Genomic DNA, 16,923 nt, shown 5'->3' on the forward strand with positions numbered 1-16,923 from the left:
TTTGTCATGTTTTTTGGCTTAAATCATTGGTAAAAGCTATGTTTCGCCATCACAAGATTGACAAAACTTATATTGCCGAGGCCAGCTCAAATTCACTCATCTTTCTAAATGCTGTTTTCTGACTTTTTCAGCAAGCCCTACGTATAGCGGTTCTCAAAAAAGTGAGGTATGTCCTATGCCCTATGCCCTATGCCCTATGCCCTATGCCCTATGCCCATGAGTACCTCATCTTTCTGAGAAAGGCTATAAGTCCCCCATTAAAGGATCGAAATCTTCAATTTTTCTCCTCCTATCACCATTTTCGATTCTGCCATTCTTCCACCCTCCCCCTAATTCGCAACAGACAACTATCGATTTTTTCGGGTTTATCTTCCGCTGCCTCGTTCTGGCGCTGTATCTGTATCTGTATCTTTATCTTTATCGTGATCTGCGTACAAGCTCTGAGTGTGAGCTAGAGCCGTTAAAAATTCTGGACTAGGGTTGCCTTGAGCAAAAAATGTCGATCGAGTTTCTAAGCTTTGAGCGTTAACTGCGGTGCTGCTCATTAACAAGCCTGACATCAAGAGAGAAGAGTAAACGCGCATCATAAAATTTGGTATTTGTATTTTCCACTTCTTGATACGCAGCCTGTACTCTGCTATCCGGGTAAAAAAAAATGAATTGCCGCGAAACCATCAATTACTAATTAATGGCATCGGCAATTTTTTTGAGTTTTCGTTAAAAGCGGATAAAACCCCTCATTTAGCTCGCCTGTTCGCTTGTAAGCTCGAGTTGCCTGCTGCTTGCGGGCAAGCAGCAGAATTCAACCGCTGGCATTTTCTCGAAACACTCTTCAAAGAAGGAAACTCAAACCGCAAATTGTAAATTTTTACTACTTTTATGATTAACTTCATAATTTATTGATATGAAGCCGCAACCCAGGGTTTAAAGCCTAAACAAATAGAGTACCCAGGCGCGCCAGCAGCACGCTACATATAAATATCTTGCTGAATGAGATTCCTTAAGGCGGGCAAGGCCTAATTTTTTACATTAAGTTTATAAATGGTTGCTATTGTATTTTTAAATGAATTGTGAACCTTTTATCTTTTCTTTTCTTCTCTTGGTTTGTGACAAGAGCGCTGACGCGCCACTTTGAAGGACGAGTCGAAAGCGGTTCGTTAAAAAAAAGCTCATTCACCAATCCGAAAAGGTTGCTATAGGGTGTTTTTGAATGAAACGTGAACGTATATGTGCTCGTCCAAGCGGTGCGCGAGCCACGGTTTAAGACACGCTACTGGTGACATAAGGAATGAGAATTAAATAACTTCCACAAGTTTGTGGGATGGGCGTCCCGCCCGTCCTTTTTGGCCGGGCGGGACGCCCATCCCACAATAACAATTAAAATTGTAAGTTATTTAATTCGCGATCCTAAGTTCATCGTCGCGGCTCACACACCCTACAAACAGAAACCGGGTTTTTCAACCGATATCGCGGAGTCAATCTCAAATCTCAAATCTCAAATCGACTGACTTGGGCATCTACCTGTAACAACAGCGAGTCGAGGGTTGATGAGTTCTCCAAAACAACATCAGCTTGTTGACACTTGTGAGCTAGGGATAACTGGGTGTTAATGCGGGCATTAGCTCGCTCGAAACTCAGCCCGTTTCGCTGCATCAGCCGTTCTAACTGCACTTCGGGCGAACAGTACACCACCCAAATTTCGGTACACAAGTCAGTCATGTTAGCTTCAAACAGCAGCGGCACTACCAAAACCAAAGTCAACGTGTCAGCCCGGGCGCAGAAACCGGGTTTTTTTTCAACAATACTTCGTTCTAGCTTTTGATGACGGTGAAAAGACCCGGTTTCTTGAGTCTTTGTACCTAAGTCCTGTGTGCCTGGGGATACCGGACTCAATGCAGCAATGTAGCTTTGAGTTTCCTCAACTAATCGGCGGCGGACATAAGGGTGAATCTGTTGTTCTAACCACTGCCGATCGAGAGCGTTACAAAAAATAATATTTCCCAACTCTGCCCGATTTAAATTGCCGTCGGGGAGCAGAATACCAGCGCCGTATCGTTCTACAATAGACTCGAGTATTGGCGAACCTGGATGGACAGCTTCGCGGGCGTAAATATCGGCATCTAAAATCGGAAATCCACAGGCATCTGCCAGATAATTAGATATCGCGGTTTTACCGGTGGCGATGCCCCCAGTTAAACCGATCAGACGGATAATTCGATCGCTCATAATTTTCTCTGTTTAAACTTCCTGTGTTTCGACACTTAGTGTCAGTCTTTGCTATGTTGGTCACACAATCAAAATTAGACTGAAAATTTGAAATTTGCGATCGAGAGTTGGCGTTAGGAATTGTGAGCATTGGGGTGCGATCGACTGTTTTTTACGCAAAATCTCAATTTTTAACTCGAATCAAGGTCTAGACCGAGGCAAACTTATGAATGCTCAACGTGCTGTGCGATCGATTCTGGCAGCAATTCCCCTTGCGGGATTTTTGATATTAGATTTTTTCCCCAACCTGGTTTTCCTCAAAGAAAATAGCAGCGGATGGGTGATTGTGGCAATTTATCCCCAATCTCAAATTGCGGCGGCCGGGCCTATTATTATTCCAGCATCAGACGGCACGGGAACCGAAGTCAGCACTCCCGCCCAGGGTACAGGGTCGCCCACTCGCTACGACATTACAGGCGGCACACCCTCGAGAGACGGAGCAAATGTATTCCACAGTTTTACTCGATTCGGTCTGAATTCTGGCGAAACTGCCAATTTCATCTCCAACCCAACCATAAAAAATATCCTCGGCCGCGTTGTCGGCGGCGACGCTTCCTTAATTAACGGTCTAATTCAAGTTAGTGGCGGCAATTCTAACTTGTTGCTGATGAATCCTGCAGGCATCATTTTTGGAACGAATGCTCGACTCGATGTGTCCGGGTCTTTTTTGGCTACCACCGCTAGCGGTATCGGTTTTGACAACGGCTGGTTCAACGGTACAGGGGCGAACGACTACCCGGCCCTAGTCGGAGCGCCGAATGCTTTTGCTTTTGGCGCACAGCCGGGGAGTATTGTCAATGCCGGTAACTTGGCTGTCGGCACGGGGCAAAATTTGACTTTGCTGGGCGGTACGGTCATCAGTACAGGGCAACTTTCTGCCCCGGGCGGTCAAATTACTGTGGCGACTGTTCCGGGGGAAAATCTGGTGCGGTTGAGTCAAGAGGGACTTTTGCTGAGTTTAGAAGTTTCCCCAGCAGCCGGAGTGTCGAGTTCGCAAGTTCTTCCGTTCTCTGGGCTGACTTTACCTCGGCTACTCTCGGGCCCTGGTGCCGCTGAGGCTACGGGTATAACTACGAACGATCGCGGTGAAGTCGTGCTCGCGGGCGGGCAAACAGTGCCTGCAGGTGCTGGAACTGCGCTGGTATCGGGTGCTGCGGACGTGTCTGCCAGGGGGGGCGGGGGAGGAAGCGTGAACGTGTTGGGCGACAAGGTAGGGCTATTGTCCGCGAAGATTGAGGCTTCCGGACCCGACGGCGGGGGAACAGTGCGGATCGGGGGAGATTACCGAGGCGAGGGAACTGTGCCGAATGCAACAATGACTTACGTGGATGGCAAAAGCTCGATCGCTGCTAACGCAACGGGCTCCGGCAACGGCGGCAGAGTTTTTGTCTGGGCGGACAACACAACAGCATTTTTGGGCAGCATCAGCGCGAAAGGCGTTTCTGCAACTGACACCGCAGGTGTTGGCGGGTTTGTAGAAGTTTCGGGCAAGCAAAGATTGATTTTTAACGGTACTGTCGATACGGACGGGACAAATGGTTTGGGGACTTTGCTGTTAGATCCAGAGAATATCTTAATTACAGATTCTACAGAAGCTACGGGCGATGCGGCAATAATTGCCAACAATAATATTTTGGCAACAGGAAGGCTACCAGGACAGCAAAACAATTCTGAGCCTTCGCTGACAATTTCGGCCTTAGCTTTGGAAAGTATGTCGGCTACGTCAAATGTGGTTCTCGAAGCGCTCAATGATATTACAATTGCTGATTTGGCGGACAATCAGTTGAGCTTTCAAGCAACTACTGGATCGGTAACATTGAGAGCAGATGCCGATCGCAGTGGCGCGGGCGTTTTTTCGATGAATGCGCTCGATACAATTAGCACGGCTGGTGGCTCGATCGCCATTTCGGGAAATCAAATTACGGCGGGTAATTTGTCGAGCAACGGCGGAAATATTAGTTTGATTAGTCCGGGTTCGACCGTTGCCAACAATATTTCTTCATCCAATCCCAGCATCGGCAGCAGCGGAAATATTTTGCTCGAAGGCCTGAACGTAACGGCCCAAAAACTTGATGCCAGTGGCCTAGAAGCGGCGGGAAATGTAACTGTGACGGCTCGGAATCTTCTGGGAGTGAGCTTCGTCGCAGGGGGTGCGGGAAATATTACTTTGACTGGTAATGAAATTAATTTTAAAGGCGACAAAAATTCAGTCAGCGGCACAGGCTTTTTGGTACTACAACCTTGGAGTCCAGGTCAAAATATTGCGATCGGCGGTTCTGGAGATGTCGGCACTAATATTTATTTGAATCTCACGGCAAAGGACCTCGGAAGTTTGCAAAATGGGTTTGCTGGAATTACGATCGGTCGCAGCAACGGTATCGGTTCGATTCTGATTGCCAACGATTTGACATTTTATGACTCGCTAATTATTCAATCGCCGGCAGGTTTGGGAACAATCACTACCACAAGTTCCTTGACAGGGGCCGACAAGGCCTCAATTACTCTTAAAGCTGACGGCAATATCCGAACCGGCGATATTTCTACCAACGGTGAGGAAATTCGCCTCGCCAGCACAACGGGCAATATCACAACTGGTCAGCTACTTACTGTTGGAACCCCCACCATCAACACGAATGTCAATTCTTCCCAAGATATGGGCAATTCGGGGGGAGATGTGACCGTTACCGCCAAGGGTACGGTGACTGTGGGTGCGATCGACACTCGGGGCGATCGCGCGGGGAATGTGACGCTGACCGGACCCTTGGTCGTCACTGCGGGGGCGATCGCATCTAGTGGCTCGAAAACACCGGGAAATATTACTTTAACCGGCAGCGAGATTGACTTGACGGGTGACAAAAATTCGATCGCCAGCAATGGCAATCTGGTGCTGCAACCGGCTGATCCAAGTCAAAATATTATAATTGAAGGTTCTCGCGATACAGAAGCTCTGAACTTGACTGCTGCTGAATTGAACACTTTTCGGAATGGGTTTGCTTCGATCACGATCGGACGTTCTGACGGTAGCGGTGTGATCTCGATTGCTTCTGGAAGGCCAAATTTAACGCCTAATTCAACGCCAGTGGCGGTGACATTTCAAGATCCGACGAGGATTCAATCGCCCAATGGCATCGGTGCGATCGTGGGAACGGGTGCGATCGTCGGAACTGATAACGCCACGATCGATCTGATCGGCGGTACTGTGAATGTTGGGGACGTTACCTCGAAAGCGGGGATTAACATCATTAGCAGTCAAGGCAATGTGACTGCTGGTACGGTTTCATCTCGATCGGCTTCCGGGGCGGCGGGCCCTATCAACATCGGCAGCGCCGGTGCGGTAGAAACGGGCAACATCGATGCTTTCGGTTCCACAAGCGGGGGAGATATTTCGATTGCGGCGCCCGGGCGGATCGTTACAGGGGTGATCAATTCGAGTTCGCAGTGGGGAAGTGCCGGTTCGAGCAAGATTACCGGGCAGAAAGATGTTGAAGTTGTTTCGATCAAAGCTCGCGGCAATACGGGCGGCGATGTGGCAATCGAGGCTGGGGGAGCGTTTCGGGCGGCGGGAACAGGAACGGCTGCTTCGGGCGTCTCGGTCAGCATTTCTACAGACGGGCTGGCTCGATCGGGTTCACAGACGCTGCTGCAAAGCACTTGCTCCTCGGGAACCTGCACGGCGGCGACTGTTGGGACGGGAAACTCCAAGCCGAACACTGCCACCTCCTCAACTGCTATCGGGCCGCTGGCGATCGTGCCGAGTCCGGCAGCAACTAGCAGCGTGGCACTGCAAACTACAGGCAATTCTCCACAAATTGTGACTCAGGTGAGTCTCCCGGACTCCGCGTCGGTGCCAAAGAGCAGTAACGCCAATGTCTCGCCTCAACAGGCTGCTGCGCCTGTTGAGGCGCCCTCGAACGAGACGGAGGCTGGCTTGGTACTGCTGTCGCCGTCGGTGTTAAAAGACAATTTGGGTGCTCCGGAGAGGACAGAAAACGGTAGCTTGCAGGCAACTGCACAGAAGCCGGCAAGTGCGGTAACAGCAGAAAGTATCGGGAATGTGAGGGTTCCTGAGATTTCTCGATCGAGTTCGATCGGGCAAATAAATCCGATCGACGCAGTGCAGCAAAGGGATATAACTCAGGGCCGGGAATTTGAACGTTACTTTGGCGGCAATCTCGGTCAAAAGTCTGTCACGCAGCAAAGTATTCGAGATACTCTCAGCAGCGTCAATCGGCTGACTGGGGTTAAACCCGCTATCCTTTACGTGTGGGCGAAAGACAAACATTTAGAACTTGTGTTGTTATTGCCCGACGGCAAAAATGTTTTTAAAAGCGTGTCTGCAAGCCGCGAGACAGTGCTGCAAGTTGCTAAAGAATTCACTAATGCTATCAGAACTCCCAGGAGATTGAATGCTGCTGATTACAAGGAACCTGCCGAGGAACTTTACCAGTGGTTAATTGCACCCCTGCAACCGGAATTGGATGCTAACAACATTGACACCTTGGTGTTTTCGATGGATGCCGGTTTGCGAACTTTGCCTTTGGCTGCTCTTTACGACGGCAAGCAGTTTTTGGTAGAAAAGTACAGTTTGGGGCTGATTCCGAGTTTGAGTTTAACTGATACTCGCTATGCCGATGTTAAGGGTTCTGAAGTTTTAGCGATGGGTGCGTCGAATTTTCCTGCCAAATACGATCAAAATCCTTTGCCTGCGGTGCCGCTGGAAATATCGACAATTGTAGGCAAGATTTGGCCCGGTTCGTCTTTTCTCAATGAAGCTTTTACTTTGGCAAATTTGAAGGGTAAGCGCAATCAACCGCAATACAAAATTATTCATTTAGCTACTCACGGCGATTTTCAGCCGGGCGGGGCCGAAAATTCTTACATTCAGTTTTGGGATACTAAGTTGCGCTTGAATCAGTTGGAGGAGTTGAAGTTATCTAACCCGCAGGTGGAGTTGTTGGTTTTGAGTGCTTGTACTACGGCGGTGGGAGACGAACAAGCTGAGTTGGGGTTTGCGGGGTTGGCGGTACACGCGGGGGTAAAATCGGCTTTGGCGAGTTTGTGGTATGTCAGCGATGTCGGTACTTTGGGGCTGATGACTGAGTTTTACCAGCAGTTGCGTACAGCGCCGATTAAGGCTGAGGCTTTGCGGCAAGCGCAGTTGGCGATGTTGCGGGGAGAAGTGCGGTTGCAAGATGGTTATTTGGTGCGATCGGGCAACAATCAAGCTCTGCCTTTACCGTCGGAGTTGGCCGCCAGGGGCGATCGAAATTTGTCGCATCCTTATTATTGGGCTGCTTTTACCATGATCGGTTCCCCGTGGTAATTCTTATTGGTTACTTGTTCTTGGTTATTGGTTATTTGTTGGTTCCAATAACCAATAATATCATGTCCGATCGATTAACCATAATATCCCTGCCGGGCGGGTTTTTGAGATTGTCAATTATTGGCAGATATTGTTTGTGAACCCGCCCCTACCTGATTTCGGGTAATCGACCGGACATGATATAACTAATGACTAAGGACTAATTGCTAGCTGCTATTTGACTCAAGCGTTTGAGGATGCGGAGTACATCATAAAGTTCGTTGCCGGGGTTCCGGGTGAGATACCCCTTAGATGTGCTATATCGAGGTGATTCTCCTTTCACTAATTTGACAAAGATGAAACTTCCGCCTGTAGCAATCATGCCGTAACTAGGTTTAGCGAGATTAGGATTTGCCAGCATATAAGCTAAGATTTGCGCCAATCCCGCTTCGATCGAAAATGAAACTCGTTTCGATTCTATTACCATCAGCCACAACTGCTCTTTTAAAACTAAAGTATCAAGGCTGCCTTTGATGATAACCCCTTCATCTTCTTCGGAAATTTCGACGGATTTTTCTGGTTTAATGTAGAAAGGATGCAGATAAAACTCGCCTGCAAATAACAGCGGAGAGACGATCGACAAACTAATGGTTTTTTCCAGCATCGGCGGATACGACCACATATTGAAGTAACCCGCTTTAATCTGATCTAGCTGTCGTTTTTGAAAGTCGGTAATTTCTGGTAACTCGTCTTGCCATTCTCTGAAAAATTGGTCGTCTGTGACAAGTTGAAGGTTAAAAAGTGTTTTTAATTCTTCTAATGTGACATTTTTAGCTTGAATTGTTTGAACCATAATTCTAGCCTGTTAATTTTATGGGTACTTATAATTTTATCAAATTTCCCGGTAATATGATGTCCCGTCGAGCGATAATATAATGTCCGGTCGAGCGATCGCGATTTTTGTAGGGGCGGGTTCGCCAACAATACCGGCCAACAATTGACCATCTCAAAAACCCGCCCCGACCCGGATATTAGGGTTAATCGATCGGCCAGGATATAATAACAAAATTGGTTCGTAGCGAGGACCCAGAGTCCTGACCCAATTCGCTCGGACTTGCATTCCTCACTACGAACTGGTAACGCTTATTTTACCGAAGATGATATAAGTCAAAATTTAATTTTGCTAATTCCAAATTTTTTGTAAATTGAGAACAAATCCCGGCAAAACATTTTCTCCAGAAAGGGTGAGAGGAGATTGTAAAACTTCCACATCTTGACCGGGGCGATAAATTTCAACTTCCCGTTTTTTGCGGTTAATCAGCCAACCCAAACGGCAGCCATTTTCCATATATTCTTGCATTTTTTCCTGAGTTTTTTTTAGGCTGTCGCTGGGCGAGACTAATTCAATGACAAAATCGGGACAAAGCGGGATGAATTTTTCTCTTTGTTCGGGCGTCAAAGCTGACCAGCGGGATTTTTCTACCCAAGAAGCATCGGGAGATCGATCGGCTTTATTGGGCAGAGCAAAACCTGTGGAGGAATCAAACACTTCGCCGAGTTCGGTTTGTTCGTTCCACAGATCCAATTGTGTAGTCAATTTAACATTGCGTTTCCCTGTTTCTCCTCCGGTTGGTGGCATGGCGATTAATTCTCCGTTGGCGCTGCGTTCTAATTTTAAATCGGGGTTTTCTTCGCACAGTTGGTAAAACTGTTCTGAAGTTAGTTTGATAATGGAATTGAGGTTTAAGGTGATAGCAGTCATTGTTATTTACCTGCTGATTTTATGAAATACATTAAGAATTAAAAATGAGTAATCCCATTTTTAATTCTTAATTATTAACTTCTCATTCTACTGCAATTGTTTGATTCTGCTGAGCGCGTCTTGATAGGCACTCGTTCTGCCGCCTTGCTTGTAAAGTTCTGCTGCTTTTTGAAAGTCGGCAATTGCTTTCGGTTGGTCTTTGTTGTCCAGGTAAGCTAAAGCTCGGTTGTAGTAAGCGTCGGCAAAACCGGGATTGGCTTCGATCGCCAGCGTGTATGCTTGAATAGCAGTGGAACCGCGTGTGGGTTCCTGTTGGGGCAAGCCGGCCGTGAGGAAAGTGCGGGCATTACCGATATTAAAATACAATTCAGGGGTATATTTGGGCTTGAAAGCGAGCGATCTGTTGAAATCCGCGATCGCCTCCCAAGCATCTCCTTGATCTAACAGCGAAAGTCCTCGAAAATAATAAGCTTGGGCATCTTGCGGATTGCCGGTGGATACCGGGCCGCTGGTTGGGGGAGTATTGTCTACTTTCAACTCGGATTTGTTTATTCCCGCCGCCACCAGCTTCGCGATAAATGTATTGATTGGAACTGCTGCATTAAATCCGGTTTTAATCGGGGCGACTTCGCCGGAACTGGTTTGCGCGAAACCAAATTCCCCTTGTCCGTGTAAACCGATGACTCGGGCTTCGGAGTCAAAAACTGGGCCGCCACTCATACCACTCCAAGTTACGGCTTGATACCGCAAAGTGTAACCTTCTGGGCGGTTGCGTGGGCGGCTGGTAACGAGTCCGGGAGAGAGTTCGGGTTCTCGTTCGGCGCCGAAAAGTCCGCCCGTAGCGGGATAGCCGTAAACGAAGATTTGAGTGCCGATGACGGCTAAATCGGAATCTGCGATCGTCGCCACTGGATATTCTTCGGGGCTTTCAAATTTGACTACGGCTAAATCTGGGTCAGTTTCGGCGGTTTGCAAACGGGTGACTGCAGTTGCTTGATAGTTTTTGCCGATCGACGTGCGAACGGTGTATTTCACGTCTGCTTTTTCTACGACGTGATTGACTGTTAAAACTGTGTAAGTTTTGCCTTTTTTGGCAATAATTACGCCAGAACCGTCTCCGAGGGAACTGTTAATTTGTACTGTCAGCGGTCCGGCAATGCTGGCGACTTCTTGGGGGGTTTTGGCGATCGCGGGTTGGCTGATGACTATGGTTAAGGCTGCGGTAGTTCCTGCTAGCAGGGTGGTTAAGCTGTCGTAACGAGAAAAATTTATATTCATGGCTATTGCTAATTTGTAGTTGGGTAACGGGATTTGCGGGAGAAAGGGCGATCGGTCCTTGGTACTTTTTTTGTTTTTAGTTTTATTGGTGATTTGACGCCAAGGAGCTCGGCTTTGTTCTTTAGTGATAATTTTACTCGCTTTTTTGTTCCGCGATTCCCTATTTCAATGTAGGGTGCGTACTGCGTACCTTAATTAATCTCCATGCAGGCTGCCCAACTTACTTATTAAAACTAAACAATACATGACTCGAACTCCGTGCTTAATTCTTCCTTAGTTATCGTTCCCCGTGCGACTCGCATGACTAAATCATATACTCCATCGTCCGTCAAATTCAGAGCGCAACCATTCAAACGCACATCTTGCAGCATTCTCAATAACGGGCAAGATGCCCGTTCCACAAAGAGTAGATTTTCTTGTGGAACAGGCATCTTGCCTGTTCCTAAAAGGCTAATTGAGAATGGTGCAAGATATAAGTTCAAACGCAAAAAGGTATCCATCACCGCAAAAGCCGTTCGTTTATTGCCGTCAATAAAGGGATGATTCATCGCTATGTGATAGAGATAGGCGGCCGCTTGTTCGCTAATTGTTGGATGCAAAAATTGACCGCCAAAAGTTGCTTGTGGCTGAGCCAAAGCCGACTCTAACAAACCTTCGTCTCTAACGCCGGGAGTGCCGCCAAAGCTAGAAATCTGGTCTGCATGAAGTTCTAGCACTTCTTCTAGAGAGAGAAATTTAGGAGTTGGCAAGGCGACGGTAAACCTCCTCTCGTTCTTTTTTAGATGCTAGGTAAGCGTTCCAAACATCACTTTTTTCTGCTTTTACAGGCTGTTTTGCCTTCAGGGCTAGTACAAACTCCAGCACTTCTTTCAACATAGGTTCTGGTACTTGGTCTAGTTCTTGAAGAAGTTGGTCTTTTGCGGTCATATTTCCTCCTAGTTATTTTACAACTATTTTATCCTAATTCATAAAAGTTTTGGAACCGAGAGATTGTACGCGAACATCTGTAGGGACACGGCAGTGCCGTGTCCTTACCCTGAATTTTTTTAAATTGGTATTACAACCATTTTACAAGCTACAGATTAGATAATTAACGGCTGTTCGATCGCACTTACAAATTTTGATAGTCTGTAACCCATTGGACGATCGCCTCAGTCAATCCGTCTAACGTGTATTCTTTGGCTTCCACATCTAACTTACCCAATAAATTCTGACAGCTTTTGGAAGTTTCGGGCCCGATGGATGCGATGCAAACGCTTTCCAACCAATCCTGAGATCCGGACAACGGCGGGCTTTTTTCTATGAGATTGCAGAAGTTATGCACAGTTTTAGAACTGGCAAATGTTATGATATTTACGGCTTGATTTTGGAGTGCGGATAGGGCGATCGGATCGATAGTTTCGGGACAGCAAGATTGGTAAGCTGGCACTTCTATTACTTGCGCTCCTTGGGCGGTGAATTCTTTAACTAAAACTTCTCTGCCGCCGCTTTCTACTCTCGGAAATAGGATTTTGCAGTTTTGCAAGTTATCGGGGAAGTTCTCGACTAGGGAATCGGCGACAAAGTTGGGGGGAATAAAGTCTGGTTGTAGAGAGTGCGATCGCAAACTGTCTGCTGTTTTTTTCCCGACAACTGCGATTTTAATACCAAACAAACTCCGGGCGTCTTTGCCTTTTGCTTGTAATCGTTGAAAAAAGCAGTCTACAGCGTTGTGGGAAGTGAGAATTAACCAGTGAAAGCTTGATAATTGTGCGATCGCACTGTCTAATGGTTCCCAAGTGGAGGGCGGCCCAATTACCAAGGCGGGCATTTCGATAACCCGGGCTCCTTGTTGCTGGAGTCGATCGCTAAATTCAGCAGACTGAGAAACCGATCGCGTAACTAAAATGGTTTTTCCTGCTAGCGGCAATTGGCGGTTATTAGTGGTGACAGGCGTATCGATCATATTTGTGCTTTCTGGCTGGATTAAATATTCGCGCAATCTGACTACTTCCCCAATTACGATCACGCAAGGCGATAGAGATTGACCTGCTGTTTGCTGTACAATGTTGGAGAGAGTGCCCAGCCAAATTTGCTGTTCGGGGCGACCACAATCTCGGATAATGGCGATCGGAGTTTCGGGCGATCGCCCGTGCTTTTGCAATTGCCAGATAATCTCGCTCAGATTTCGCCCTCCCATCAATATTACCAAAGTTTCTATCTGCACTAAAGCTTCCCATTCAAGAGCATCCGGTTCGTGGGCGCTCATGACTGCAAAACAGCGGCTCATCACCGGATCAGTGAGGGGAATTCCTGCTAGTAAAGGTGCGGATAGGGCGGAAGAAATTCCGGGTATTACTTCAAAGTCGCAGCCCGCTATGATTAATGCTTGTATTTCAGAACTGGAGCGACCAAAAATAAACGGATCGCCGCTTTTTAGCCGCACGACTTGTTTGCCTAACTTGCAATGTTCTACCAGCAAACGGTTAATTTCTTGCTGCTGGGTGGAAGGTTTGCCGCCACGTTTGCCGACTTCTATTTTCTGACAAGTTGGTGGGATTAATTCGAGTTGTGGGATGTCGATTAGAGCGTCGTAGATTAAGACTTCGGCTTGGGATAGCAGTTTGTGCGATCGCACTGTCATCAAGTTACAATCTCCCGGCCCCGCACCGACTAGATAAACTTTCCCTTTTTGGTTTTTCACAATTCCTCCTCGATCGTCTCCATAGTATAGTTTTATGAATATTGCGGTGCTGCGGCGCACCCTACCCTACCCTATAATTTAATCAGACTTTTCAAGCAGCCTGTAGGGGCGGGTTCACCCCTTCCCTTTAACGGTGCAAACAGGTTAAATAAACCCGCCCCCACCTAACGAGATGCACCCGTTACTATTTATGCAGATTATCATCATCACGGCCGCCGATGCAAATTACTTTGAATTGGTACGAGGTACTATTTTATCGGTGCGGGAAAAACCCGAGGGCGAAAATGTGGCGATCGGCTTTTTCGATCTCGGCTGCACTCCCCAACAGTTGCAGTGGCTGGAAACACAAGTTAATATCATTCAAAAGCCAGATTGGGACTTTGACTTTCCTGGCAGAAATGAAGCTCCCGAACATTTAAAAGGACTATTAGTTAGACCTTGTTTGCGAAAATACTTTCCAAATTTTCATATATACCTTTGGATTGATGCTGATGCTTGGGTTCAAGACTGGAGAGCAATTAATTTGTTGGTTGAAGGAGCATCGCGGCGGGGACTGGCAATTGTTCCCGAAGTTCACAGGGCGAGCTTGCAGCAGTACGGCCAACTGCCTCAGTTTTGGCAGTGGGTTTATCAACAATACGAAGCTAACTTTGGTGAAGAAATCGCTAATAAATTATACAGTTATCCCATATTAAATGCCGGAGTTTTCGCCCTCCGCAAAGACGCTTTGCACTGGGAAATATGGGCTGACAAACTCAATCAAGGATTGCAAAGATCCGGCTGTGTCATGACAGATCAATTTGCCCTCAACCTCGCTGTTTACAGTGGCGAATTGTTCAATCTGACTGAAATGCTCCCAGCTTGGTGTAATTGGATATTCAACGGTTTTCCGGTTTGGGACAAGCAGGGAGGCTGTTTTGTGGAGCCGTACTTGCCGCGGGAGGCGATCGGCATTTTGCATTTAGCTGGTCGCCAGCAGTTTGACCGAGTACAATTGATGGCAACTGACGGCGATATACTGGAAATTAGCGTCCGTTATCAACCTAAAAAACAGGAAGCAATACAAATAATTCAAAAAATAAAAATGACTTACCAACAACCTGAACTAAGCAAAAATAATTTATTACAACCAGGGGATTATGTTTCCCCAGGGTTCCAAATAATTATACCTGACTCCTATTTCCCCAATATGATTATTGCCGAGCCAAATGCAAGTAACTGGCCTTACTTGCGCCGGGAAATTCCGCATAATTGGTATGCAGACAAGCGCTATCCATTGATCGGGTTTTTGAATCGCGATGAAGCACACATCCTTTACAATACAGCCCTGAAATTCAAAGGTAAAAAAGCCTTAGAAATAGGCTGCTGGCTAGGGTGGTCTGCCTGTCACTTAGCCCTCGCAGGAGTTAAGTTAGATGTCGTCGATCCACTGTTAGAAAGAGAAGATATCAGACAAAGCGTAATCGATTCAATTCAAGGTGCTCTAAATGCGTCGGGCGTTCAAACATCAGTCGAGCTAATACCCGGCTATAGCCCCCAAAGAGTAGAAGAATTTTCCGCTCAATTCAACCGCAAATGGTCGTTAATTTTTATTGACGGAGAACACGGAGGTGATGGGCCGTTAAATGATGCCATTGCGTGTGAAAAATTGGCTGAGGAAGATGCAATAATTTTATTTCACGATTTAACCGCTCCAGATGTTGGTAAAGGTTTAGATTACTTGAAGCAAAGGGGATGGCAAACAGTAGTATATCAAACAATGCAAATTATGGGGGCTGCTTGGCGGGGCAATGTCGAGCCAGTAAAACATCAAGCCGACCCCAATATTTCCTGGCAGTTACCAGCACATTTGCACGGTTACAATATTAGCAGTTTAGAGACAATTAATTCTCAAACAGCCAGCCAAACCAATCAAAACCAACAGTCATCTTATACAAGAGATTTTTACCAATTAATCGGAGAAGGAACTCGCAATTCTGCTAGAGAAATTATTCCCCTGCTGTTAGACTTGCTGCAACCCATTTTACCTAAAAGTGTGGTAGATGTGGGCTGCGGTACGGGAAGTTGGTTAGCTGCGTTTCACAAGTTGGGAATTGCTGATTGTTTGGGAATAGATGGCGATTATGTCGATCGCACTATTTTACAAATTCCTTTAAATCAGTTCCAATCCGCCGATTTAAAGCAACCGCTGCAAATAAACAGAAAGTTTGACTTAGCAATTTCTCTGGAAGTTGCCGAACATTTGCCGGCTACCTGTGCCGAAAACTTGGTTAATTCTCTCACTCAACTAGCACCGGTGATTCTGTTTTCTGCTGCGATACCATTTCAAGGAGGCGTCGAACACGTTAACGAACAGTGGCCACAATATTGGGTTTATTACTTTCAGAAAAACGGCTATGTAGTTATTGACTGCTTGAGAAAAAAAATATGGAACAATCACAAAGTAGAGCCTTGGTACGCTCAGAATATCTTGATTTTTGTTAAACAAGAATACTTGTCGGGATATCCAAGGTTAGTAAATGAATATCAAAATACCGATCTGAATCAATTAGCCATCGTCCATCCCAAGATTTATTTTTACAGCTTGCAAGCTGCTAAAAATTCGGCACAGAATTTACAATCAAAAAGTGTCAAACAAGTTTCAGCATCGCCACAATTGGCAGATCGACCTTTGGTATCTGTGATTATTCCCTGTTACAATCAATCTCATTTTTTGCGGGAAGCAGTAACTAGCGTGATTAACCAAACTTACAAAAATTGGGAAATTATCATTGTCAATGACGGCAGTTTAGATACTACCAGCACAGTTGCCAAAAATTTAATAGTAGCAAATTCCCCATATCAAATTAGGCTGGTAGAACAAACAAATCAAGGGCTTTCAAGTGCTAGAAATGCTGGCATAGCAGCAGCAAAGGGTGAATACATTATGCCTTTAGATGCCGATGATATCCTAGCTGAAAACGCCTTGACTGACCTTTTAGAAATATGTTTAAAATCAAATGTACCTTGCGTAGCATTTGGTTCTTATCAAATGTTTGGAACTGAAAATCGCATAGTACCCAGTTACGAGTTGTATTCTCCCGAAAACATCAAGCAATCTAACATGATTCACCCGTCTTCACTCTATCACAAATCTATTTTGGATTTGGTCAGCGGGTACAAAGTTGGGATGAAGGAAGGTTACGAAGATTGGGAGTTTTGGGTTAACTGCCACAAGCACAATATTCCCTTTTTGGGAACGAGAGAAGTAGTTGTCAATTATCGGCGTTCCCAGGGTTCTATGTTGGCAAAAGCTCAGCAATATCATCAAAAGTTGGTAGCACAAATTGTTTGTTACAACCGGGAAATTTACGATATGGAAAGCGTGAATAGTGCTGAAAAGCTATTGGAACAAATCGCAAGTTAATCTTGATTCTTTATTCTTTAGTCCACAAAAACGGACTTGGTTTGTGTAGTAGGAATGAGAATTAAATAACTTACAATTTGATGGTTCTTGTGGGATGGGCGTCCCGCCCCTCCATTGAGGTCCGGGGGGTCCCCCAGAAAACAAAAGAGTGTAAATAATATAAATCACGATGCGTAACGAATTATAAATCAAAAAAAAAAAAATTTGGTATATGTTAATCCAACCAC

General features: G+C 46.2%; 11 protein-coding genes. 3 read left to right on the forward strand and 8 right to left on the reverse strand.

Annotated features, from left to right (window positions below):
* Positions 1–365 precede the first annotated feature (365 nt).
* Positions 366–587, reverse strand: a complete 222-nt coding sequence (gene patX / locus ACUVJL_RS27715) for a heterocyst-inhibiting protein PatX (RefSeq protein WP_445248782.1) — start codon at positions 585–587, stop codon at positions 366–368.
* Between the two features lie 73 nt (positions 588–660).
* Between patX and ACUVJL_RS27720 the strand changes: the two genes are divergently transcribed.
* Positions 661–864, forward strand: coding sequence for a hypothetical protein (locus ACUVJL_RS27720; protein ID WP_445248783.1), 204 nt, complete (start codon positions 661–663; stop codon positions 862–864).
* Between the two features lie 624 nt (positions 865–1,488).
* Here ACUVJL_RS27720 and coaE read toward each other — a convergent pair.
* Entirely contained in the window at positions 1,489–2,226 is a 738-nt protein-coding gene (gene coaE, locus ACUVJL_RS27725; protein WP_445248784.1) for a dephospho-CoA kinase, read from the reverse strand.
* 205 nt (positions 2,227–2,431) lie between these two features.
* Here coaE and ACUVJL_RS27730 point away from each other — a divergent pair, with 205 nt between their 5' ends.
* Entirely contained in the window at positions 2,432–7,588 is a 5,157-nt protein-coding gene (locus ACUVJL_RS27730; RefSeq protein WP_445248785.1) for a CHAT domain-containing protein, read from the forward strand.
* Between the two features lie 199 nt (positions 7,589–7,787).
* On the opposite strand, the gene ACUVJL_RS27735 is transcribed toward ACUVJL_RS27730, so the two are convergent.
* From ACUVJL_RS27735 to cobA, 6 genes are all read right to left on the reverse strand, one after another.
* Positions 7,788–8,420 carry a restriction endonuclease subunit R gene (locus ACUVJL_RS27735; RefSeq protein WP_445248786.1) on the reverse strand — a complete coding sequence of 211 codons (633 nt, stop codon included), beginning with the start codon at positions 8,418–8,420 and terminating at the stop codon, positions 7,788–7,790.
* 330 nt (positions 8,421–8,750) lie between these two features.
* Positions 8,751–9,329 (reverse strand): Uma2 family endonuclease, encoded by a 579-nt coding sequence (locus ACUVJL_RS27740; protein ID WP_445248787.1) that lies wholly within the window; start codon positions 9,327–9,329, stop codon positions 8,751–8,753.
* A gap of 87 nt (positions 9,330–9,416) precedes the next feature.
* On the reverse strand, positions 9,417–10,607 hold the full coding sequence (locus ACUVJL_RS27745; RefSeq protein ID WP_445248788.1) for a trypsin-like peptidase domain-containing protein: 1,191 nt from the start codon (positions 10,605–10,607) through the stop codon (positions 9,417–9,419).
* A gap of 233 nt (positions 10,608–10,840) precedes the next feature.
* Positions 10,841–11,356 (reverse strand): type II toxin-antitoxin system death-on-curing family toxin, encoded by a 516-nt coding sequence (locus ACUVJL_RS27750; protein ID WP_445248789.1) that lies wholly within the window; start codon positions 11,354–11,356, stop codon positions 10,841–10,843.
* Positions 11,343–11,534, reverse strand: a complete 192-nt coding sequence (locus tag ACUVJL_RS27755; RefSeq protein ID WP_445248790.1) for a DUF2281 domain-containing protein — start codon at positions 11,532–11,534, stop codon at positions 11,343–11,345. Before ACUVJL_RS27755 ends, ACUVJL_RS27750 begins: the two co-directional genes overlap by 14 nt.
* Before the next feature lie 184 nt (positions 11,535–11,718).
* A complete protein-coding gene (gene cobA, locus ACUVJL_RS27760) occupies positions 11,719–13,290 on the reverse strand; it encodes a uroporphyrinogen-III C-methyltransferase (protein WP_445248791.1) in 1,572 nt (523 codons plus the stop codon).
* Positions 13,291–13,480: 190 nt separating this feature from the next.
* Here cobA and ACUVJL_RS27765 point away from each other — a divergent pair, with 190 nt between their 5' ends.
* Positions 13,481–16,696: a glycosyltransferase gene (locus tag ACUVJL_RS27765; protein WP_445248792.1), complete on the forward strand. Its 3,216-nt coding sequence runs from the start codon at positions 13,481–13,483 to the stop codon at positions 16,694–16,696.
* Positions 16,697–16,923: the final 227 nt, after the last annotated feature.

It is taken from the genome of Microcoleus sp. OTE_8_concoct_300 (genome assembly GCF_031383065.1).
Classification (GTDB): Bacteria; Cyanobacteriota; Cyanobacteriia; order Cyanobacteriales; family Microcoleaceae; genus Microcoleus.